The 19,633-nt window shown below is 69.6% G+C and carries 19 protein-coding genes; 13 read left to right on the forward strand and 6 right to left on the reverse strand.

The window, feature by feature from the left end:
- Positions 1-105 precede the first annotated feature (105 nt).
- The 8 genes from ACIOSY_RS07395 to ACIOSY_RS07430 all read left to right on the forward strand — a co-directional run bounded on the left by ACIOSY_RS07395 (position 106) and on the right by ACIOSY_RS07430 (position 9,861).
- Positions 106-3,798 (forward strand): proline dehydrogenase family protein, encoded by a 3,693-nt coding sequence (locus tag ACIOSY_RS07395; RefSeq protein ID WP_400851397.1) that lies wholly within the window; start codon positions 106-108, stop codon positions 3,796-3,798.
- 189 nt (positions 3,799-3,987) lie between these two features.
- On the forward strand, positions 3,988-4,422 hold the full coding sequence (locus ACIOSY_RS07400) for a hypothetical protein (RefSeq protein ID WP_400851400.1): 435 nt from the start codon (positions 3,988-3,990) through the stop codon (positions 4,420-4,422).
- Positions 4,422-4,637: a helix-turn-helix transcriptional regulator gene (locus tag ACIOSY_RS07405; protein WP_400851403.1), complete on the forward strand. Its 216-nt coding sequence runs from the start codon at positions 4,422-4,424 to the stop codon at positions 4,635-4,637. The genes ACIOSY_RS07400 and ACIOSY_RS07405 overlap by 1 nt, the downstream gene beginning before the upstream one ends.
- A gap of 1 nt (position 4,638) precedes the next feature.
- Positions 4,639-5,676, forward strand: coding sequence for an NAD(P)-dependent alcohol dehydrogenase (locus ACIOSY_RS07410; protein WP_400851406.1), 1,038 nt, complete (start codon positions 4,639-4,641; stop codon positions 5,674-5,676).
- Positions 5,677-5,813: 137 nt separating this feature from the next.
- Positions 5,814-6,278: a hypothetical protein gene (locus ACIOSY_RS07415; RefSeq protein WP_400851409.1), complete on the forward strand. Its 465-nt coding sequence runs from the start codon at positions 5,814-5,816 to the stop codon at positions 6,276-6,278.
- 246 nt (positions 6,279-6,524) lie between these two features.
- Positions 6,525-7,403 (forward strand): dimethylargininase, encoded by an 879-nt coding sequence (ddaH, locus tag ACIOSY_RS07420; RefSeq protein ID WP_400851412.1) that lies wholly within the window; start codon positions 6,525-6,527, stop codon positions 7,401-7,403.
- Positions 7,404-7,438: 35 nt separating this feature from the next.
- Positions 7,439-8,635: an ornithine--oxo-acid transaminase gene (gene rocD / locus ACIOSY_RS07425; RefSeq protein ID WP_400852622.1), complete on the forward strand. Its 1,197-nt coding sequence runs from the start codon at positions 7,439-7,441 to the stop codon at positions 8,633-8,635.
- Positions 8,636-8,694: 59 nt separating this feature from the next.
- Positions 8,695-9,861 (forward strand): hypothetical protein, encoded by a 1,167-nt coding sequence (locus tag ACIOSY_RS07430; protein WP_400851415.1) that lies wholly within the window; start codon positions 8,695-8,697, stop codon positions 9,859-9,861.
- A gap of 126 nt (positions 9,862-9,987) precedes the next feature.
- Here ACIOSY_RS07430 and ACIOSY_RS07435 read toward each other — a convergent pair whose 3' ends face one another.
- The 3 genes from ACIOSY_RS07435 to ACIOSY_RS07445 all read right to left on the reverse strand — a co-directional run bounded on the left by ACIOSY_RS07435 (position 9,988) and on the right by ACIOSY_RS07445 (position 12,363).
- Positions 9,988-10,374, reverse strand: coding sequence for a hypothetical protein (locus ACIOSY_RS07435; RefSeq protein WP_400851418.1), 387 nt, complete (start codon positions 10,372-10,374; stop codon positions 9,988-9,990).
- A 220-nt stretch (positions 10,375-10,594) separates the two neighbouring features.
- Positions 10,595-11,917, reverse strand: coding sequence for an MFS transporter (locus ACIOSY_RS07440; RefSeq protein WP_400851421.1), 1,323 nt, complete (start codon positions 11,915-11,917; stop codon positions 10,595-10,597).
- Between the two features lie 5 nt (positions 11,918-11,922).
- Positions 11,923-12,363, reverse strand: coding sequence for a MarR family winged helix-turn-helix transcriptional regulator (locus tag ACIOSY_RS07445; RefSeq protein ID WP_400851424.1), 441 nt, complete (start codon positions 12,361-12,363; stop codon positions 11,923-11,925).
- 59 nt (positions 12,364-12,422) lie between these two features.
- On the opposite strand from ACIOSY_RS07445, the gene ACIOSY_RS07450 reads away from it, so the two are divergent.
- The 5 genes from ACIOSY_RS07450 (at position 12,423) to ACIOSY_RS07470 (ending at position 17,282) form a co-directional block, all read left to right on the forward strand.
- Positions 12,423-13,160, forward strand: coding sequence for a copper homeostasis protein CutC (locus ACIOSY_RS07450; RefSeq protein ID WP_400851427.1), 738 nt, complete (start codon positions 12,423-12,425; stop codon positions 13,158-13,160).
- 28 nt (positions 13,161-13,188) lie between these two features.
- Positions 13,189-14,043: an alpha/beta fold hydrolase gene (locus ACIOSY_RS07455; RefSeq protein ID WP_400851430.1), complete on the forward strand. Its 855-nt coding sequence runs from the start codon at positions 13,189-13,191 to the stop codon at positions 14,041-14,043.
- Positions 14,044-14,316: 273 nt separating this feature from the next.
- Positions 14,317-15,054, forward strand: coding sequence for a DUF1684 domain-containing protein (locus ACIOSY_RS07460; protein WP_400851433.1), 738 nt, complete (start codon positions 14,317-14,319; stop codon positions 15,052-15,054).
- 153 nt (positions 15,055-15,207) lie between these two features.
- The gene (locus ACIOSY_RS07465) at positions 15,208-16,257 is read left to right on the forward strand and encodes a biotin/lipoate A/B protein ligase family protein (protein WP_400851435.1); all 1,050 of its coding nucleotides are present in this window, start codon (positions 15,208-15,210) and stop codon (positions 16,255-16,257) included.
- Positions 16,236-17,282, forward strand: a complete 1,047-nt coding sequence (locus ACIOSY_RS07470; protein WP_400851438.1) for a DNA-methyltransferase — start codon at positions 16,236-16,238, stop codon at positions 17,280-17,282. Before ACIOSY_RS07465 ends, ACIOSY_RS07470 begins: the two co-directional genes overlap by 22 nt.
- Positions 17,283-17,302: 20 nt before the next feature.
- On the opposite strand, the gene ACIOSY_RS07475 is transcribed toward ACIOSY_RS07470, so the two are convergent.
- The 3 genes from ACIOSY_RS07475 to ACIOSY_RS07485 are packed head-to-tail and all read right to left on the reverse strand — an operon-like array spanning position 17,303 to position 19,562.
- The gene (locus tag ACIOSY_RS07475) at positions 17,303-17,650 is read right to left on the reverse strand and encodes a cupin domain-containing protein (protein ID WP_400851441.1); all 348 of its coding nucleotides are present in this window, start codon (positions 17,648-17,650) and stop codon (positions 17,303-17,305) included.
- Positions 17,647-19,050, reverse strand: a complete 1,404-nt coding sequence (locus ACIOSY_RS07480) for an NAD(P)/FAD-dependent oxidoreductase (protein ID WP_400851444.1) — start codon at positions 19,048-19,050, stop codon at positions 17,647-17,649. The genes ACIOSY_RS07475 and ACIOSY_RS07480 overlap by 4 nt, the downstream gene beginning before the upstream one ends.
- Before the next feature lie 47 nt (positions 19,051-19,097).
- On the reverse strand, positions 19,098-19,562 hold the full coding sequence (locus ACIOSY_RS07485; protein WP_400851447.1) for an Lrp/AsnC family transcriptional regulator: 465 nt from the start codon (positions 19,560-19,562) through the stop codon (positions 19,098-19,100).
- Positions 19,563-19,633: the final 71 nt, after the last annotated feature.

A 19,633-nucleotide genomic window follows, 5' to 3' on the forward strand; every position in this document is an offset into this window, starting at 1 on the left:
GATCTCCGAAGTTGTGCGAGAAAGCCCGACGCGGCGCCCCGAAACCCGCGCCACGACGGGCGAGGCAGCGGGCCGAGACCCCGCCGCCGTCCTAGTGTGGGAACCATGGCAGAGTCGTCGTCTCCCGAATCGGATGCTGCGGCATCCGCCCCGATCGCCGAACAGGCCGTCGAACTCGCCCGTCGCTGGGTGATCGAGGCCGCAGCGGCCGACGTCGACCCGGCAGCCGCGCGTCTCGCCGGCGTGCTGCAAGACGCGAACGGGCTGCCCTTCACGCTCGGCTTCGTCGACGGCGTGATGCGGCCCGAGAGTCTCGGGGCCGCGGCTTCGCGCCTGCACCGGATCGCGCCGATCGTGCCCGAGTTCCTGCCCTGGTACGTGCGTGGCGCCGTCAAGCTCGGCGGGGGCATGGCCCCGATCCTGCCGTCGCCCGTCGTGCCCATCGCGCGGCGCGTGCTGCGCGACATGGTCGGGCATCTCGTGGTCGATGCCCGCCCCGCCAAGCTCGGCCCCGCGATCGCGAAGATCCGCGAGTCGGGCGCCCGCCTCAACCTCAACCTGCTCGGCGAGGCGGTGCTCGGTGAGACCGAGGCGCAGCGCCGGCTCGACGGCATCCACGATCTGATCCGGCGCCCCGATGTCGACTACGTATCGGTGAAGGTCTCGGCCGTCGTCAGCCACATCTCGATGTGGGCGTTCGACGAGGTCGTCGCCCAGGTCGTCGAGAGGTTGATGCCGCTGTACCTGACGGCGTCCTCCGACCAGACCTTCATCAACCTCGACATGGAGGAGTACCGCGACCTCGATCTGACGATCGCGGTGTTCACGCGCATCCTCGAGGATCCGCGTCTGCAGAACCTGCGCGCGGGCATCGTGCTGCAGGCGTACCTGCCCGATGCGCTCCCCGCGCTGCAGGAGCTGACGGCGTGGGCGCAGGACCGCGTCGACCGTGGAGGCGTTCCCATCAAGGTGCGGCTCGTCAAGGGGGCGAACCTCGCGATGGAGCGGGTCGAGGCGACGATGCACGGGTGGGAGCCCGCGACCTACGACACCAAGCTCGACACCGATGCCAACTACCTGCGCTGCCTCGACTGGGCGCTGCAGCCCGGTCACACCTCGGCCGTGCACCTCGGCATCGCCGGGCACAACCTCTTCGGCATCGCCTACGCCTGGCTGCTGGCGGGGGAGCGCGGCGTGCGCGAGCAGGTCGAGTTCGAGATGCTGCTCGGCATGGCTCAGGGGCAGGTGCAGGCCGTCGCGCGCGAGGTCGGCCCCGTGCTGCTGTACGTGCCGGTGGTGGCGCCCGCCGAGTTCGACGTGGCGATCAGCTACCTCGTGCGGCGGTTGGAGGAGAACGCGTCGAGCGACAACTTCCTCTCGGCGGCGTTCCAGCTCGGCGACGACGAGACGCTGTTCCAGCGTGAACAGAACCGGTTCCTCGCCGCGCTCGACCGCTCCACCGACACGACGCTCTGGCGGGGGCCGCGCCGCACCCAGGATCGCCTGGCGCCGATGCACGAATCCGTGCGCCCGATCTTCGCCGACCCGCAGCCCGAGACCGATCTGACCAAGGCCGTTCTCGGCATCTCGCGCGGATCGTCCGGGTTCGACGGATTCGACGGCGAACCGTTCCTCGAGACGGCGGTGTATTCGCCGCGCGAACTCGTCGACGAGACCTCCGGCGCTCCCGGGTTCACCAACGCCGTCGACAGCGACCCCGCCCTCCCCGCGAACCGCGAGTGGGCCCGCGACGTGCGTGCGCGCATCCCCGGGTCGACGGCCGGGTTCGAGACCCTGTCCGCGGCGCGCGTCGACGAGGCATCCGATCTCGAACGCATCGTGCGACGGGTGCAGGATGCTGCGCCCCGCTGGGGCACGCGCCCCGCCGCCGAACGGGCCGAGGTGCTGCTGCGCGCGGCCGCCGCGCTCGAATCGCGGCGCGGCGAACTGATCGAGGTCGCGGCATCCGAGACCGGCAAGGTGTTCGCCGAGGCCGACGTCGAGGTCAGCGAGGCCGTCGACTTCGCCCGCTATTACGCGGCCAAGGCGCGCGAGCTCGACGCGATCTCGGGCGCGGCGTTCGTGCCGGCATCCGTCACCGTCGTCACCCCTCCGTGGAACTTCCCGATCGCGATCCCCGCGGGTGGTGTGCTGGCCGCGCTCGCCGCTGGGTCGGGCGTCGTCTTCAAGCCGGCCCCGCAGGCGCGGCGCTGTGCGGCGGTCGTCGCCGAGGCGCTGTGGCAGGCGGGCATCCCGCGCGATGTGCTCGCGCTCGTCGACATCGAAGAAGGCGATCTCGGGCAGCAGCTCATCACGCACGAGGCCGTCGATCGCGTGATCCTGACCGGCTCGTGGGACACCGCCGCCCTGTTCCGCTCGTGGCGCCCCGACCTGCCCCTGCTCGCCGAGACCAGCGGCAAGAACGCCATGATCATCACCCCCTCGGCCGATCTCGACCTGGCTGTCGCCGACCTGGTCAAGAGCGCCTTCGGGCATGCGGGGCAGAAGTGCTCGGCCGCGTCGCTCGCGATCCTCGTCGGGCCGGTCGGTCGCTCGCAGCGCTTCGCACGGCAGCTGTCGGATGCCGTGCGCTCACTGCACGTCGGCTGGCCCACGGACCCGCTCGCCGAGGTCGGCCCGGTGATCGAGAAGCCCCAGGGCAAGCTCGCCTGGGCGCTCTCGCAGCTCGAGGGCGATGAGAAGTGGTTGATCGAGCCGGCGCTCGCCCCCGGCGACGACGGACGTGGGCGCCTGTGGCGTCCGGGTGTGCGCGTCGGCGTGCGGGCCGGATCGCGGTTCCACCTCGAGGAGTTCTTCGGACCCGTGCTCGGCGTCATGTACGCGACGACGCTGGCTGCGGCCATCGAACTGCAGAACGCCGTCGACTACGGCCTGACCGCGGGCCTGCACACGCAGGACCCCGACGACCTCGCCCTCTGGCTCGACCGCGTGCAGGCCGGAAACCTCTACGTCAACCGCGGCATCACCGGCGCGATCGTGCAGCGCCAGCCGTTCGGCGGATGGAAGCGCTCGTCGGTCGGACCCGGCACCAAGGCGGGCGGTCCGAACTACCTGATCGGCCTAGGGTCGTGGCGCTCGCGACCCGGCTCGACGCCGTCGAGCACGCTGCACCTGCGCGGCCTCGATTCGCGCATCACCGCGCTCATCGAGTCGGCGCAGCCGTCGCTGAGCTTCGACACTTTCGAGTGGTTGCGGCGCTCCGCCCTGTCGGACGCCCTGGCCTGGGACCGCGAGTTCGGCCAGGTGCGCGACGTGTCGCACCTGGGGGTCGAGCGCAATCTCTTCCGATACCGCCCGCTGCCCGTCGAGCTGCGTGCCACGGCGGATGCTCCGCTGCAGGAGGTGCTGCGCACGGTGCTCGCCGCGGTGCGCGCCGGCGCGCGGTTCGTGCTGTCGGTGTCGGCGGGGCTCCCGGCCGAGGTGCGGCACGCGCTCGGCGACCTCGACGCGGCGGTGTTCCTCGAGAGCGACGACGAGTGGCTGGCACGGGTGGGGCGCTCGCGCTCGCGCTCGGAAGCGGAAGCGGATGCCGAGGGCGAGGTGGTGTCCGCGCCGCGGGCCTCGCGCATCCGCCTGATCGGTTCACGCGCCGGGGTGGCGGCGCTTCGCGCGGCGCTGGCGCGCGCCGTCGACGGCGACCCGGATGTCGCCGTGTACGACGGCGAAGTGACCTCGGCCGGCCGTCTCGAGCTGCTGCCCTTCGTGCACGAGCAGGCGATCTCGATCACCGCGCACCGCTTCGGCAACCCCGACCCGGTCTTCGCCGAGGTGATCTAGGGGCTGGGTCGCTCGCGACGCGTCGTGTGGGGCGGAGATCTCGCCGTTGGGCGGAGACTCTCGCCTCATTTCTCCGCCCAACAGGGAGTTCTCCGCCCGACGCGGAGTGATGACGATGTAAAAGATTCTTGACACACACTCGGGCTGGGCATACTCTCGTGTCAAGAATCTTTTACATGGAGGTGTGTCGTGGTCTACGAAGAACGCAACGCCTGGTCGGGACTCATCATCAGCCTGATCGTCATCCCGGCGTACGTCATCGTCGTGCTGCAGCAGGCGACGGGGAGGTCGATCGAGAGCGTCGACTGGTTCCCCCTCATGCTCTGGGCCATCGGCCTCGGCATCGTCGTCACCATTGCCGTCAGCATCGTGTGGGGCCTGATCGCGCACCGCCGCGACCCCGACAGCACCGGCCGCTCCGACATCCGCGACCGCGACATCAGCCGCCTGGGCGGTCGGGTCGAACAGGCGTTCCTCGTGATCGCCGGGCTCGGGGTGATCGTGCTCTGCGCGGTCGGCGCCGACGTGTTCTGGATCGCGAACACGATGTTCCTGGGCTTCGCGGTCTCGGCCATCGTCGGGGGCATCGCCCGCGTCATCGCCTACCGTCGGGGGCTCGTCTGATGGTGAAGCCCACACTCGTCTCGAACAGCATCCGCACCCACCGCGAGGCCGCCGGCCTCACCCAGGCCGAACTCGCCCGCACCATCGGCGTCACCCGGCAGACCCTGATCGCGATCGAACAGCAGAAGTATTCGCCGACGCTCGAGCTCGCTTTCCAGATCGCCCGCGCGTTCGGAGTCGGGCTCGACGAGCTCTTCCAGTACCCGGAGGATTGACATGACCGAGAAGCGGTTCCTGAGCGAGCGCAGCGAGACGCAGGGCGCGACGATGCCCGCCTGGCGCAACGAGACCTACGGCCCGGCATCCGGATTCCGACGGCAGCAGATCGCCGTCCGGACACCCGGTCCCGGCGAAGTGCTTCTGCGGGTGCACGCGACGGCGCTCAATGCGGGCGACGTGCGCCTCATGCTCGGCGACCCGCTGCTCGTGCGGCCGATCTTCGGGCTCACGAAGCCGAAGAATCCGGTGCGGGGGATGGATGTCGCGGGAACGATCGTGGCCGTGGGAGACGGGGTGGCGGATGCCTCGCCCGGCGACGAGGTCGTGGTCGAGCTGCCCGGCGGCGGCGGGCTCGCCGAGTACGCGGTCGCCCCGGCCGCGCGTCTCGTCGTGCGCCCGGTCGAGGTTTCGGTCGCGCAGGCCGCATGCCTCCCGATCGCGGGCGGCACGGCCTGGCAGGCGCTCGACGCGGCACGCATCGCCCCCGCCGAGCAGCCGCAGCGCGTGCTGATCATCGGAGCATCCGGGGGAGTGGGCACGTTTGCCGTGCAGCTCGCCGCCCTGCGCGGCGCCGAGATCTGGGCCACGTGCGGCGAGCGCAACCGGGCGCTCGTCGAGGAGCTCGGAGCCGCGCGCGTGCTCGACCACCGCACGGCGCCCCTCGCCGGCCTGCCCGCTGCGCACTTCGATGCGGTGATCGACATCGCCGGCGGCATCCCGCTGCGCGCGCTGCAGCGTCTCGTGCGCGACGGCGGCACGGTCGTGCTCGTGACGGGTGACGGCGGGCACGTGCTCGGCCCGATCCCGCGGATGCTGAAAGCCGCCGTGCTCTCGGTCGGCTCGCGCCGCCGCATCCGCTCGCTCGCCGCTACCCCGAAGCCCGCCGTCGTGCGCGAACTGCTCGCGCTCGTCGCCGCGGGTTCGTTGCGGTCGGTGATCGAGCGCGAGTATCCCTTCGCCGAGGCATCCGCCGCCCTCGCCCACGTCGAGGCCGGGCATACGGTCGGCAAGGTCGTCGTGCTCGGCGCTCCCTGAGTCCTGGATCTCGCGCCGGGCGAATGACACAATGTGCGCAATGTGCCCGAGTCGCATCTTGCACCACCCGTCGCGACGGAGACCTCGACTCGGCAAGGGTGTGACGACCCTGCCGAAGCGATGCAGGAGGAAGCAAGATGACGCAAGCAACCGGGTTTGAACGGGTCTCGCAGATCCAGGATGAGATCCTCGCCTTCACGTGGGAGCAGGTCGCCGATCGGGTCGACAAGTTCTACGTACTTGGCAAGGTCACCGATGACGACGAAGGCCGGATCACGATGACCAAAGGCAACATGATCTTCGGTGTCTTGAACACTGAAGTGTTGAACAACTCCGAGGTGCTCTCCAAGGACGAGTTCAGAGCGAATTCTGCCTTCATCCTCCCTCGAATCAGCGAGCTGCACGATCTGCTCATCCGTCTGCAGGGCAAATCCCCCGTGCGGTTCCGCTGGTCTGTCGATACGAAGACGCGCCAGGTCGAGAGTGACTGGACGTACTACGACGACCTCGCCCCGGAAGAGAAGAAGGACGATTTCTGGGAATTCTGGAAGGGCGACTCCGCCTGGCGAGATCAGCTGAAGGCGGAACTCGCCGACCAGTAAGAGCGCGAGGGGTCACAACACGCCGCATCGGATGCTGTCGCCGCGGCGTGTCTTGACCCCTCAGGTTCCGCGAAGCGTCCGAAACAGGAATCCCCCGCTCTGGTGCCCCACAGCCCGCGGATGACAGAATGAATGCGGCGTGCCCGAGTCGCATCTTCCCCGCCGACTCCGAGTGAGCGAGCGGGTCGAAGGACCGCCGGGCCCCTGGACAGCGTCCGCCGCACCCGTTTCATACGAGGAGCATCCATGTCGACGCCTGAGACTGCCGTGGCATCCGCACCCGCGCGCACCGCGCACCACCGCCGTTACCTGATGTGCAAGCCGGAGCACTTCACGGTCAACTACTCGATCAACCCCTGGATGGAGCCGTCGAACCCGACCGACACCGCCAAGGCCGTCGCGCAGTGGCAGAAGCTGTACGACCTCTACCTCGAGCTCGGTCACGAGGTCGAGCTCATCGAACCGCTCGCGGGCTACCCCGACATGGTCTACACGGCCAACGGCGGCTTCCTGATCGACGGTCGCGCCTACGTGCCCAAGTTCCGCTTCGTCGAGCGCCAGGGCGAGGCTCCCGCTTTCGCCGACTGGTTCCGCGGCGCCGGCTACGACACCGTCATCCCCGAAGAGGTCAACGAGGGCGAGGGCGACTTCCTGCTCGTCGGCGACGTGATCCTCGCCGGCACCGGCTTCCGCTCCACCGGCGACAGCCACCGCGAGGTCGGCGAGGTCTTCGGCCGCGAGGTCGTCTCGCTCACCCTCACCGACCCGCGTTTCTACCACCTCGACACGGCGATCGCCGTGCTCGACCCGGTGCAGGGTGCCGAGAACGGCGGCCCGGAGCGCGCCAACATCGCGTACCTCCCCGGCGCGTTCGACGACGCCAGCCGCGCGATCCTCGAGGAGCGCTTCCCCGACGCGATCCTCGTCTCGGATGAAGACGGCTCGGTCTTCGGCCTCAACTCGGCCAGCGACGGATACAACGTCGTCATCTCGCCGCGCGCGAAGGACTTCGAGAAGCAGCTGCGCGAGCGCGGCTACAACCCGATCATGGTCGACCTGTCCGAGCTGCTGCTCGGCGGCGGCGGAATCAAGTGCTGCACGCTCGAACTGCGCGGTGCCCAGTGACGTCGGTCGACGCTTCGACGGGCTCAGCGACCCCGGTGGGCTCGGCGGCCGAGCTGACCACCGAGCCGCACGTCGCGCACAACTATCACCCGCTGCCGGTGAACATCGCCCGCGGTGAGGGAGCGTGGCTGACGGATGTCGAGGGCAAGCGCTACCTCGACCTGCTCGCGGCCTACTCGGCCGTGAACTTCGGCCACCGGCATCCGGCGATCGTCGCCGCTCTCACCGAGCAGCTCGGTCGCGTGACGCTGATCAGCCGGGCGTTCCAGAGCGATCGCCTCGAGCCGTTCGCCGCGGCGCTCGCGAAGCTGGCCGGCAAAGAGATGGTGCTGCCGATGAACACCGGCGCCGAGGCCGTCGAGACCGGCATCAAGGTCGCGCGCGCCTGGGGCTACCGAGTCAAGGGCATCGCCGAGGGTCGTGCGCGCATCATCGTCGCGGCCGGCAACTTCCACGGCCGCACGACCACGATCGTCAGCTTCAGCGACGATGAGTCCGCCCGCGACGACTTCGGGCCGTACACGCCCGGATTCGACGTGGTGCCCTTCGGGGATGCGGATGCCATCGCCGCCGCGATCACGGAAGACACCGCCGCCGTGCTCGTCGAGCCCATCCAGGGTGAGGCCGGCGTCGTCATTCCGCCGGAGGGGTACCTGCGCCGCATCCGCGAGATCTGCGACGAGAAGAACGTGCTGTTCATCGCCGACGAGATCCAGGCCGGCCTCGGCCGTGTGGGCGAGACGTTCGCGTGCGACCGCGAAGAGGTCGTGCCCGACCTGTACCTGCTGGGCAAGGCCCTCGGTGGCGGCATCCTTCCGGTGTCGGCCGTCGTCGGCAACGCCGACGTGCTCGGGGTCATCCGCCCCGGCGAGCACGGGTCGACCTTCGGCGGCAACCCGCTCGCGGCAGCCGTCGGGCTGCGCGTGGTCGAGATGCTCGAATCGGGCGAGTTCCAGGAGCGCGCCCGCGCCCTCGGCGCCCACCTCTCCACCGCCCTCGAACCGCTCATCGGCCACGGCGTCACGGCCGTTCGCATCGCAGGACTATGGGCCGGCGTCGACATCGATCCCGCGAAGGGCACCGGTCGCGAGATCGCCGAGAAGCTCCTCGACCGCGGCGTGCTCGTGAAGGACACGCACGGCCAGACGATCCGCATCGCCCCGCCGATCGTGATCCGCGCGACAGAGCTCGACTGGGCCGTCGAACAGCTCCGGGTGGTTCTGGGCGCGTAGCGCCGCAGCATCCGTTCCCCCTCCCCGACATCGTTAGGCTGTCGACGGAGGGGGAGCACATGACCTATCAGCAGAATCCGGAGGAGGTCGCGGCGGGAGCACCGGCGTGGCAGATGCCGGAACCGCAGTCGCGGCCGACATCCGGGGGCATCCGCGGTTTCGTCTGGGCCGTCTGGCCCTGGATGAACTGGGTGCTGCCGGTGCTCTTCGTCGTGCACGGGTTCCTCGGCGCGGGCGGCTGGGGCACCCTTATCCTGCTGACCACCTCGCCGATCTTCCTGCCCGCGATGGGCTTGCTCGGCGCGCTGCCACGGTTCGTCCTGCGCAAGCGCGGTCACCGGACGGCCCCGGGCCCTCTTGTCTGGCTGCTCTTCGTGAACTGGTGGGGTTGGGTCACCGTGACGCTCACGATGCAGGATGCCGGCGACTCCGGTCCGCCGCTGTCTCTGCTGCGCGAGACGCTGACCGTGCCCCTCGCGCGCGACTACGAGATGTTCCTGTTCTTCGGCGCGATCGCTGCCGCGGTGCTGGCGTGGAGCGCGGTGCTCCTGATCGCGATCTTCGTGCGGCCGCCGCGCGCACCGGCTGCCTCGAGCCGCGACGCCTGGGCGACCGTGTCGTGGATCGCGGCGTTCGCGGTACCGGCGCTGGTCGTCGCGAGCGTGCTCGTCGGCGTGCAGGTGACCGCGCAGCAGCGCGATGCGGCGGGTGACACGCTGGCCGAGATCGCCGCGATGCCCCTCGCCGACCAGGTGCAGCGCGCTGAAGAGAACTACGCGCTCACGCAGGAGCGCCTCTCGGCCGTGCGCGAGCTGATCTCCGACGACGGCTGGCGCATCCGCAAGGAGGACGGCGAGCAAGTGGGCTTCTCCGGGTTCGGCTCGACATCGTACGAATGCATGACGGCGGATGCTGCGTGCTACACGATCGAGGTCGGCTTCCAGCTGGCGAGCACGCCTGAGGACTTCGACGACGAGGACGCGGAGTTCCTGGACCGACTCGAGGCGCTCGGCTGGGAGCAGACGACGCGCCAGAACCAATGGACCGACGCGCAGGGCTTCATGCTCGACCTGTGGTCGATGGCGTCCGACGACAGCCTGACGGTCGAGATCAACAGCCCCGAGTGGTGGGGGGACGACTCCGATCTGCGCGGGGAGCTCCCTGAGCCCGACGACGCGGATGCCGACCGGGTCTACCGATTCGACGAGTGGCCGCCGCTGGACTGACAGCGCCGAACCACCCCTTCACGCGCGAGACACCCCCTTGTGGACCGTGCGAGAAGGGGATGACTCGCACTCAAGGGGGTGTCTCAGGCGCCACGGGGGATGGCGCGCACGCTCGCGCGGTGGGGACTACGCGGGCGGGTCATTGGGGTCGAGGGTCTTCAGGGAGTCCTCCTCGGCCGCGTTGTCGGCGTGCAACTGCTCTTCGGTGGTCTCGTGCCCGCCGAGCGGAGCGTCGTCCCGATCGGGGCCGGCATCGCCCTGGATCGCTCCGCGCGGGGAGTCTCCGTGCGAGCTGTCGCCCTGCAGCGCGCCGCCCTGGGCTGCGCCCTGATTGCCGTGCTCGTCGTCGGGGAGGTCTTCATCGGCGTCGCCCTGGATCGCTCCCCGCGGCGAGTCGCCGTGCGAGCTGTCGCCCTGGAGCGCGCCGCCCTGGCCGCTCTCCGGAACACCCACGTCGGGGGCGCCTTCGGCCGGGTCCTGTGCGTGCGGGGTCTGTTCCGTGTTGGTGTCCATGGGCCGAAGCTACGCCCGCCCCCGGCATCCGAAGACCCCATTGACAAGCCGCCGCCGACCGCACTCAGTGCCGACCCGCCCGCCCTCTCCCCGCCCTCTCCCCGGTGCGGGATCAATATGTCACGCCTCGCGGCCCGGGAACGTGACATATCGATCCCGCACCAAAGGGGAGGAGGGAAGAGGGGAGGAGAGGAGGGAGGAGGGGAGGGAACCGCGCGGGCTACTCGCGCGGGCGACGGATCGGCGTCGTCACGGCGGCCTCGTCGCTGAACTCCACCGGGTCGACCTCGTCGATGATGCTGAGGGGCCGCGTCTCGTCGAGCGTCAGCAGGAACCGACGGTTCTCGTCGCGGTGCAGGCGCCCCGAGGTGAACACCCAGATCGCGCCGATCGCGCACGCCACGAGTCCCGCGGTGCCGCCGAGCATGATCGCGGTGCGGGGCCCGAAGGCATCCGCCACCCATCCGGCGATCGGGGCTCCGACCGGCGTCGAACCCATGATCACGGCCATGTAGAGGGCGAGCACGCGACCCCGCAGGGCGGGCGCCGTGGTCATCTGCACGTACCCGTTGGCGGTGGTGAGCAGCGTCACGATCATGAATCCGGTGAACATCAGCGAGATGCCGTAGGTGAGGTAGGTGGGCATCGCCGCCGACACGAACGCCGCGATGCCGAACCCTCCCGCCGCGAGGATCACGACCCGCACCCGGGCCCGGTCGCGTCGGGCGGCGAGCAGCGCGCCCACGAGAGACCCGATCGCGAGGATCGACGAGAGCACTCCGTAGCCGTCGGCGCCCGTGCCGAACTCGATCGCCATGGTCGACGCGAAGATCGGGAAGTTCATGCCGAACGCACCGATCAGGAACACCGTCACGAACACGACCCGCAGGTCGCTGCGGCCCCACACGTACCGGAATCCTGCCGCGAGCCCGCCGCGCCCACGGTTCTTCGGGCGCTTCGCGAGCAGCTTCTGCTGCAGCAGCAGCAGCGCGAGCAGCATGGCGAGGAAGGTCGCCGCGTTTACGATGAACACCCAGCCCGACCCGATCGCGACGATCAGCAGGCCACCCACGGCGGGGCCGATCATGCGTGCGAGGTTGAACGAGGCGGAGTTGAGCGCGACGGCGTTGGAGGTGTCGGATGACGTCACCATGTCGGACACGAAGGCCTGGCGAGCCGGGGCGTCGAAGGCGTTGACGACGCCGAAGCCGAGGGCGAAGCCGAACATCATCGGCAGGGTCATCACACCGTTGAGCAGCAGCACGCCGACTGCGATGGCGAGCAGCAGCAGCAGGGCCTGCGTGGTGAGCAGGATGCGGCGGCGATCGAACCTGTCGGCCACCCAGCCGGTGAGGCTGACGAGCACGAGCGGCGGGCCGAACTGCAGCGCCATCGTGACGCCCATGGCGGTGGCGTCGTTGTCGGTGAGCTCGGTGAGCACGACCCAGTCCTGAGCGGTGGCCTGCATCCAGCCGCCGATGTTCGAGACGAGGGCCCCGGCGAACCAGATGCGGTAGTTGATGTTCGCGAACGAACGGAACATCGCGCTCATCGGTCGGTCACCCGTCGCATCAGGATGCTGGCTTCTCGCAGCGTCGTGAGCTCGTCTTCGGTGAAGTCGAGCTCGGCGAGCATGTCGGCCAGCAGCACGTCGCGCTGACGGATGGTCTCGACCACGATGTCGGAGCCGGCGTCGGTGATGTCGACCTGCACGCGTCGCCGGTCGTCTTCGTCGGGGGTGCGCACGACGTAGCCCTGCTCTTCGAGGCCGTTGATGGTGTTCGTCATCGAGGGGGCGGCCACGCGCTCGCGCTCGGCGAGGGTCGAGATGGTGCGGCGTCCGTACATGCGCAGGTCGGCGAGCACGGCGAGCTGTCCGTCGCTCATCGAGTCGGCGGCGCGCACGCTGCGCAGGCGTCGGGCGAGGCGGAACGTCGCCATGCGGAGGTCCGTGGCGGTGAGGTGGAGGGAGTCGTCAGGCGCAGTCATTACTTAGTTAGTCTATCTAAGTATTCTGCGCACGGCATCCCGACCGGCAGGATAGAGGGGTGACTCGAACCCTCGCTCTCGAAATGGCCGTGCAGGATCCCGCCGGAGTGCGCATCGCCGGCGACGTCGGAGCCGCCCGCGTCGAGCTCGCGACCGCCCTCGCCCTGGGCGGGCTCACCCCGTCGCCCGCCACGCTCGAACTCTCGATCGAGGCGGCCCGCGCGGCCGGCGTCGAGGTGCACGTGCTCGTGCGCCCGCGCGGCGGCGACTTCCACTACAGCGACGACGAGATCGCGATCACCGAACGCGACATCCGCCGCGTGCTCGAAGCCGGCGCCGACGGGGTCGTGATCGGCGCGCTCGACGCCCAGGGTCGACTCGACGTCGACGTCATGACCCGGTTGCGCGACGCGGCGGGCGGAGCATCCGTCACCCTGCACCGCGCCATCGACGTCTCGCCCGACCCCCTGGCGACCCTCGACACCGCCCTCGCGCTCGGGCTTCACCGCGTGCTCACCTCGGGCGGAGCATCCGCCGCGATCGACGGCATCGACACCCTGCGCGCCCTCGTCGCCGCCGCCGACGGACGCATCGAGATCATGGCAGGCAGCGGAGTGGATGCCGCGAACGTCGCCGCGCTCGCCGCGACCGGCATCGACGCCGTGCACTTCTCGGCCAAGCGCAGCGTGATCGCCGCGAGCGGCGTGCGCATGGGCTCGGCCTCCGACGGCGTCGGCGGCTACGAGGTCACCGACCGCGACACCGCATTCGCGGTGCGTGACGCACTGGGTCTCTGAAAGTCCGCTTCATCGGTAGGCTCGCACCGTGACGGATACGCGAGAATTCACGGATGCCGACGGCATCGCCATCGTCTACGACGTTCACCCGGCGACCACGACGCCCCGCGGTGTCGTGCAACTGCTGCACGGCGTGGGCGAGCACGCGGGGCGCTACGGCGCCCTGATCGGTGCGCTCACCGGGGCCGGATTCCACGTCTACGCCGACGACCATCGCGGTCACGGGCGCACGGGCATCCGCCAGCACGGCGGGCCCGCGAAGCTCGGGCGCCTGGGCAAAGGCGGGCTGCACGCCGCGAAGGATGCCGTGTGGCAGCTCACCGAGATCATCCACGACGAGAACCCCGACCTGCCGCTCGTGCTGCTCGGGCATTCGTGGGGGTCGTTCCTCGCGCAGATGCTGGTGAACGAGCATCCGGAAGCGTGGGATGCCGTCATCCTCTCGGGCTCCGCGCTGCGGATGCCCGGATCGCTGAATGCCGCACCCCTCAACGCGCGCTGGGCCGGGCCCGACGCGACCGGCTACGAATGGCTCAGTCGCGACCCGAACGTCTGGGCCGCGTTCGCCGCCGACCCGCTCACCACGGGCGAGCCGCTGCTGAAGCTCTTCGGTCCGATCGAGGCGGCGAAGCTCTATGGACGCCCGAAGAAGGATCTGGGCGCCGACATCCCGATGCTGCTGCTCGTCGGTCGCGACGACCCGGTGGGCGGTCCGATCAGCGTGCACAAGCTCGCCGAGGAGTACCGCACCCGCAGCGGCCTCACCGACGTCACGACGCTGGTCTACCCCGACGCCCGGCACGAGATCTTCGCCGAGCTGCAGCAGGCCGAGGTGCGCGCCGACGTGCTGTCCTGGCTCGACGCGCACATTCCCGCGCGCTGACCGTCGCCATCCCGTCCGCCTCCTGCAAGCCCGCTGCGGGATCGATATGTCACGTCCCCGGGGCCGTTGGTGTGACATATCGATCCCGCACCGAGGGTTCGAGGTGTCAGGAACGACGCCCGCCACTCATGTCGCCGGATGACGTCGGGTGAAGGTGTGTGACACCGGCCCGGCGGATGCTGTGGGCCCGCCGTAGATTCAGGGCATTATTCCGCGGGCATCCGGGGGAGACGTGCCCCCGCGCGATTCTCCTCGAAACGGGAGGAGCGTCCGATGAGCTTCGAGAGCGACTGGCACGACTGGCACGCCGAGCGCGAGCGCGCCGCCGGAGCCGAGTACGGCCCTGCCGCGCTCGAGTCGACCAACTGGCTCATCAGCGAGCCCGCCGCGGTCGAGGGCGTCCCCGGACTCTGGGCGGTCAACGGCGACGGCGGCATCCGCGGCAGCGAGCTCGGTGTCGCCGGTGCCACCGTCACGCTCCGTCGCGGCGATGCGCTGCGTCTCGGCCGACGAGAGCTCCGGGTCTTCCCCCGGCGCGAGCACACCGCGCTGCGGGTCTTCAATCCGTCGCGCCCGCAACGCGAGCGCTTCAGTGCGATCGACACCTACCGGCCCGATCCGGCCTGGCGTCTCGCCGCGACGTTCGAGCCGGCATCCGACGAGTCGATCATCATCGTCGCGATCGACGGCGATCGGCATGACGCGCCCGTGGCCGGCCGCCTGCACTTCGAGATCCGCGGGGTGCCGCACGAGCTCACCGTGACGCGGTCGGTGAAGGGCGGCCTCGGGGCGGTGTTCGGCGATGGGACCAACGGGGTCGAGACGTTCCCGTTCCGGTTCCTCGAGATCGACGAGCCCGCCGACGACGGCGCCGCGGTCGTCGACTTCAACCGTGCGTATCTGCCGCCGTACGCGTTCTCCGACCAGTACGTGTGCCCGCTCCCGCCGCTCGGCAATCGCTATTCGGCGCCGATCCGGGCCAGCGAGCGCGCGGTGGTGCTCGGGCGCTGACCCTTCGTCTCGCTTCGCCCGCTCAGGGACCGGGTGCATTGCTCGCTCAGCGATCCAGGGGCCGACGGAACTTGGGTCCCTGAGCCTGTCGAAGGGCCGCTCCGCACAACATCGACTGCGACCAACAACCCCGTGCGGTCGTAGGCTGGGGAGGTGCACGGAGAATACAAGGTCCCAGGGGGAAAGCTCGTCGTCGTCGACCTCGAGGTCGAAGACGGTCGCATCGCGCAGTTCCGGTTGGCGGGTGACTTCTTCCTCGAGCCCGATACGGCGCTCGATGCGATCAACGCAGCGGTGAACGGACTCCCGGTCGAGACGGATGCTTCGGCGATCGCCGCCGTCGTGCGCGCTGCTCTTCCCGAGGGCGCCCAGCTGCTCGGCTTCACGCCCGAGGCCGTCGGCACCACGGTGCGCCGGGCGCTCGTGACGGCACCGGGCTGGAGCGACTTCGACTGGGAGATCGTGCACGACAAGGCCGTGTCTCCGCGCATGAACCTCGCGCTCGACGAGGTGCTCACCTCCCGCGTGGGCGAGGGGCGCCGACGCCCCACCCTGCGCATCTGGGAGTGGGACGGCTCCGCCGTGGTCATCGGTTCGTTCCAGTCGTACCGCAACGAGGTCGATCCCGAGGGCGCCGAGCGCCACGGCTTCGAGGTCGTGCGCCGCATCTCCGGCGGCGGCGCGATGCTCATCCCCCAGGGGCAGATCATCACGTACTCGCTGTACGTTCCGGCATCCCTCGTGCAGGGCATGACGTTCGCCGACTCGTACGCGTTCCTCGACGACTGGGTGCTGCAGGCGCTGCGCTCGCTGGGCATCGACGCGGTCTACCAGCCGCTCAACGACATCGCGAGCCCCTCGGGCAAGATCGGCGGGGCCGCCCAGAAGCGCCTCGCCAACGGCGGGGTGCTGCACCACGCCTCGCTCTCGTACGACCTCGACGGTCAGGTGATGACCGAGGTGCTGCGCATCGGCCGCGAGAAGCTGAGCGACAAGGGCACCACCTCGGCGGCGAAGCGCGTCGACCCGCTGCGCACCCAGACGGGTCTGACCCGTGAAGAGATCATCGACCGCTTCATCGCGACGTTCCGTTCGCTCACCGGCGCCGAAGACGGCACCGTCACCGACGACGAGATCGCGGCGGCCGAGGCTCTGGTGGAGTCGAAGTTCTCCACCGACGCATGGCTGCATCGGGTTCCGTGACCGCGTCCGACTCCGACGAACCCGCTGCCGTCCCGGCGGAACGACAGGGCGGCGTCTCGATCATCGAGGGCGATAACCTGGCCGCGGCGCGGGCGCTGCCCTCGGGGGCGTTCACGCTCGTGTACCTCGACCCGCCGTTCAACACGGGGCGGGCGCAGGAGCGGCAGATCGTCACGGCCCGGCGCACGCGCACAACTCCTCAAGAATCGGATGCGGTTGACGATGACTCCGCGTCGCCACGGGATTCGGGACCCGAGGCCGCCGCAGATCTGAGGAGTTATGACGCCGCGGATGCGGAGACCCCGGCCGCTGAGATCCCGCCAACTGAGATCCCGCCAACCGAGATCCGTCACGGGTTCCACGGGCACCAGTACGAGCGGGTGCGCGGCATGCTGCGCACCTACGACGACCGTTTCGACGACTACGGCGACTTCCTCATGCCGCGTCTCGAAGAGGCCTGGCGGCTGCTGGCCGACGACGGCACCCTGTACCTGCACCTCGACTACCGTGAGGCCCACTACGCCAAGGTCATGCTCGACGCGGTGTTCGGGCGCGACTCGTTCCTCAACGAGCTGATCTGGGCGTACGACTACGGCGCGAAGTCGCGCAGCCGCTGGCCCACCAAGCACGACACGATCCTCGTGTACGTGAAGAATCCGCGGGCGTACTTCTTCGACTCCGACGAGGTCGATCGCGAGCCGTACATGGCCCCGGGTCTCGTGACGCCCGAGAAGGCCGCGCGCGGCAAGCTCCCCACCGATGTCTGGTGGCACACGATCGTGCCGACGACCGGCCGCGAGAAGACCGGCTATCCCACGCAGAAGCCCGAGGGTATTCTGCGGCGCATCATCCGGGCATCCAGCCGTCCCGGCGATCGGGTGCTCGACCTCTTCGCGGGTAGCGGCACGACCGGCGCGGTCGCCTCGGCGCTGGGGCGCGAGAGCGTGCTGATCGACGACAACCCGGAGGCGATCCGGGTGATGCGGGAGCGGATGCCCCACGCCGACGTCACTCGTATCGGCTGAGCCGCCGGCCGCGGAGGCGCTCAGGCGATGTAGATCTTGCGCAGCGTCTCGGTGACGGTCCAGACCGTGCGTTGGCCCTCGGCCAGGCGCACGACCGATCCCGGACCGACGTCGAGGTCGGGCAGGTCCCGGTCGTCGAACGCGATGCGCGCCCGGCCCGAGAGCACGACGAACACCTCGTCGGACTCGGTATCGGATGCCGTGCCCGGCGTCATCTCCCAGATGCCGACCTCGGTGCCGCCCAGCGTCGCGAGGGCATGCACGGCGGTCGTCGGGCCGCCCGAAACGACGTCGGCCGCGGGCAACGGTTCGTGCACGAGCGCGAGGGTGGCAGCATCCGCCGCCGTTCCGGGCGCGAGCTCGCTCACGAATCGAATCCCATGCCGAGCGCGTCGAGGGTCTTGAGGAAAAGGTTGCGCTTGCCGTCGTTGTGATCGGCGCGGTCCATCGCGGCGCGCACGAGGTTGATGCCGACCGACGCCGCGGGCTCGGGCGGGAACGGCACCGGGCGCTGTTGCACCATCTTCAGAGCGGTGCGCTCGGTCTCGCTGCCGGCGAGCTTGTCGAGCATGACATCGGCCGCGAAGCGCGCGGCCCCGACGCCGAGGCCGGTGAACCCGGTGGCGTAGGTGACGCGGCCCTTGCGGGCGGTGCCGAAGAACGCGCAGAAGCGGCTCGACGAGTCGATCGCCCCGGCCCAGCGGTGCGTGAAGCGCAGACCCTCGAGCTGCGGGAACGTGGTGAAGAAGTGCGAGGCGAGGCGGCGGTGGCTCTCGATGCGGTCCTCGTATTCGGGGCGCACCTTGCCGCCGTAGTGGTAGACGGCGTCGTATCCGCCGAACAGGATGCGGTTGTCTGCCGTGAGCCGGTAGTAGTGGAACTGGTTCGCGCTGTCGGCGAGGCCCTGACGGTTCTTCCACCCGATCGAGGCGAGCTGCTCGTCGCTGAGGGGTTCGGTCATCAGCACGTAGTCGTACACCGGCACCGTCATGAGGCGGTTGCGCTTGAGGAGCGAGGGGAAGACGTTCGTGGCGAGGGCGACGGCATCCGCGGTCACCCGGCCGTCTTTCGCCTCGACCGTGATCGGGCCCGACCCGTCGCCGAGGATGTCCTGCACCAGCGTGTGCTCGTAGATCTGCACCCCGAGGTCGGTGGCGACGCGGGCGAGTTCGAGGCCGAGCTTGGCGGGGTGCACGAGCGCGCTGCTGTCGCGCTCCCAGAGCCCTGCGAGGAACGTGGGCGAGTGCACCTCGGCTTGCACGGCCTCCTGATCGAGGAAGCCCTCTTCTTCGCGCAGCCACTCGACCTGGTGGGGTTCGACGGCGACGGCGAGCTGGCCGGTGCGTTCGAACTCGGCATCCATGTCGTACCGGGCGATGGTGTCGGCGATGCCGTCGAGGTTCTCCATCCCCAGACGCTCGAGCTGGTCGATCTCGTCGGGCCAGCGGTTCACGCCGTTCTCGTGCCCGTGGGTGATGCTCGCCTCGCAGAAGCCGCCGTTGCGGCCCGAGGCCGCCCACGCCACGCGCGATGCCTCGATCAGCACGACGCTGCGCTCGGGGTCGCGCTCCTTCGCACGGATGGCGGTCCAGAGTCCGGCGTATCCGCCACCGACGATCGCGAGGTCGGCCTTCACGGCGCCGGTGAGCGCCGGGTACTCGGTGCGCTGCACGTCATCGAGCCAGAACACGGCGAAAGAGGTGTCGCGCAGGGACTCGTCGATGACGGAGGTCTGCGGGCGACGGCGTTCGAAGACGGTGGTTCCCATGGTCTCTCCTGTGGTCGTTCGCGTGCGTGCGGGGTGACGAGCGTGCGTCAGCGTGTTCCCCAGTTATAGAGGTCTTTGTACAGCCCTGCATAGAGCAAGGTCTCGGTGTGCACGATGCCGGGGATGGTGCGGATGCGTGTGGCGATGAGGTCGAGCAGATCGGCGTCGCTCTCGCACACGGCCTCGACGAGGATGTCGAAGCTGCCGAACGTGACGACCACGTAGGCGAGTTCGGAGATCTCGGTGAGCTGTTCGGCGATGGTGCGCGGGTCGCCGGTGACGCGGATGCCGATCATCGACATGCGGTGGAACCCGAGCTGCATCGGATCGGTGACGGCGACGATCTGGATGATGCCCGCCTCGGTCATCCGCTGCACGCGCTGGCGGGTGGCGGCCTCGCTGAGTCCGACTTCGCGGCCGATCTCGGCGTAGGGGCGGCGTCCGTCTTCTTGCAGGAGTTCGACGATGCGCTTCGAGATGTCATCGAGCGCCGGCTGCATCTTCGTGGCCATATGTCGATATTGACAGGCGGATGCTTCTCCTGCAACTGATTCGGTTGTCCAATCACGCAGGATCTTCCGAT

It is taken from the genome of Microbacterium sp. NPDC087665 (genome assembly GCF_044743285.1).
In the GTDB taxonomy this organism is placed as follows: Bacteria; Actinomycetota; Actinomycetes; order Actinomycetales; family Microbacteriaceae; genus Microbacterium.

Bases quoted from the DNA above. Each gene is read 5' to 3' on its own strand.
- ACIOSY_RS07395 (WP_400851397.1), top strand. From the start codon at position 106: ATGGCAGAGTCGTCGTCTCCCGAATCGGATGCTGCGGCATCCGCCCCG.
- ACIOSY_RS07405 (WP_400851403.1), top strand. From the start codon at position 4,422: ATGGTGAAGCCCACACTCGTCTCGAACAGCATCCGCACCCACCGCGAG.
- ACIOSY_RS07410 (WP_400851406.1), top strand. From the start codon at position 4,639: ATGACCGAGAAGCGGTTCCTGAGCGAGCGCAGCGAGACGCAGGGCGCG.
- ACIOSY_RS07415 (WP_400851409.1), top strand. From the start codon at position 5,814: ATGACGCAAGCAACCGGGTTTGAACGGGTCTCGCAGATCCAGGATGAG.
- ddaH (WP_400851412.1), top strand. From the start codon at position 6,525: ATGTCGACGCCTGAGACTGCCGTGGCATCCGCACCCGCGCGCACCGCG.
- ACIOSY_RS07430 (WP_400851415.1), top strand. From the start codon at position 8,695: ATGACCTATCAGCAGAATCCGGAGGAGGTCGCGGCGGGAGCACCGGCG.
- ACIOSY_RS07435 (WP_400851418.1), bottom strand. From the start codon at position 10,374: ATGGACACCAACACGGAACAGACCCCGCACGCACAGGACCCGGCCGAA.
- ACIOSY_RS07440 (WP_400851421.1), bottom strand. From the start codon at position 11,917: ATGTTCCGTTCGTTCGCGAACATCAACTACCGCATCTGGTTCGCCGGG.
- ACIOSY_RS07445 (WP_400851424.1), bottom strand. From the start codon at position 12,363: ATGACTGCGCCTGACGACTCCCTCCACCTCACCGCCACGGACCTCCGC.
- ACIOSY_RS07460 (WP_400851433.1), top strand. From the start codon at position 14,317: ATGAGCTTCGAGAGCGACTGGCACGACTGGCACGCCGAGCGCGAGCGC.
- ACIOSY_RS07470 (WP_400851438.1), top strand. From the start codon at position 16,236: ATGGCTGCATCGGGTTCCGTGACCGCGTCCGACTCCGACGAACCCGCT.
- ACIOSY_RS07480 (WP_400851444.1), bottom strand. From the start codon at position 19,050: ATGGGAACCACCGTCTTCGAACGCCGTCGCCCGCAGACCTCCGTCATC.
- ACIOSY_RS07485 (WP_400851447.1), bottom strand. From the start codon at position 19,562: ATGGCCACGAAGATGCAGCCGGCGCTCGATGACATCTCGAAGCGCATC.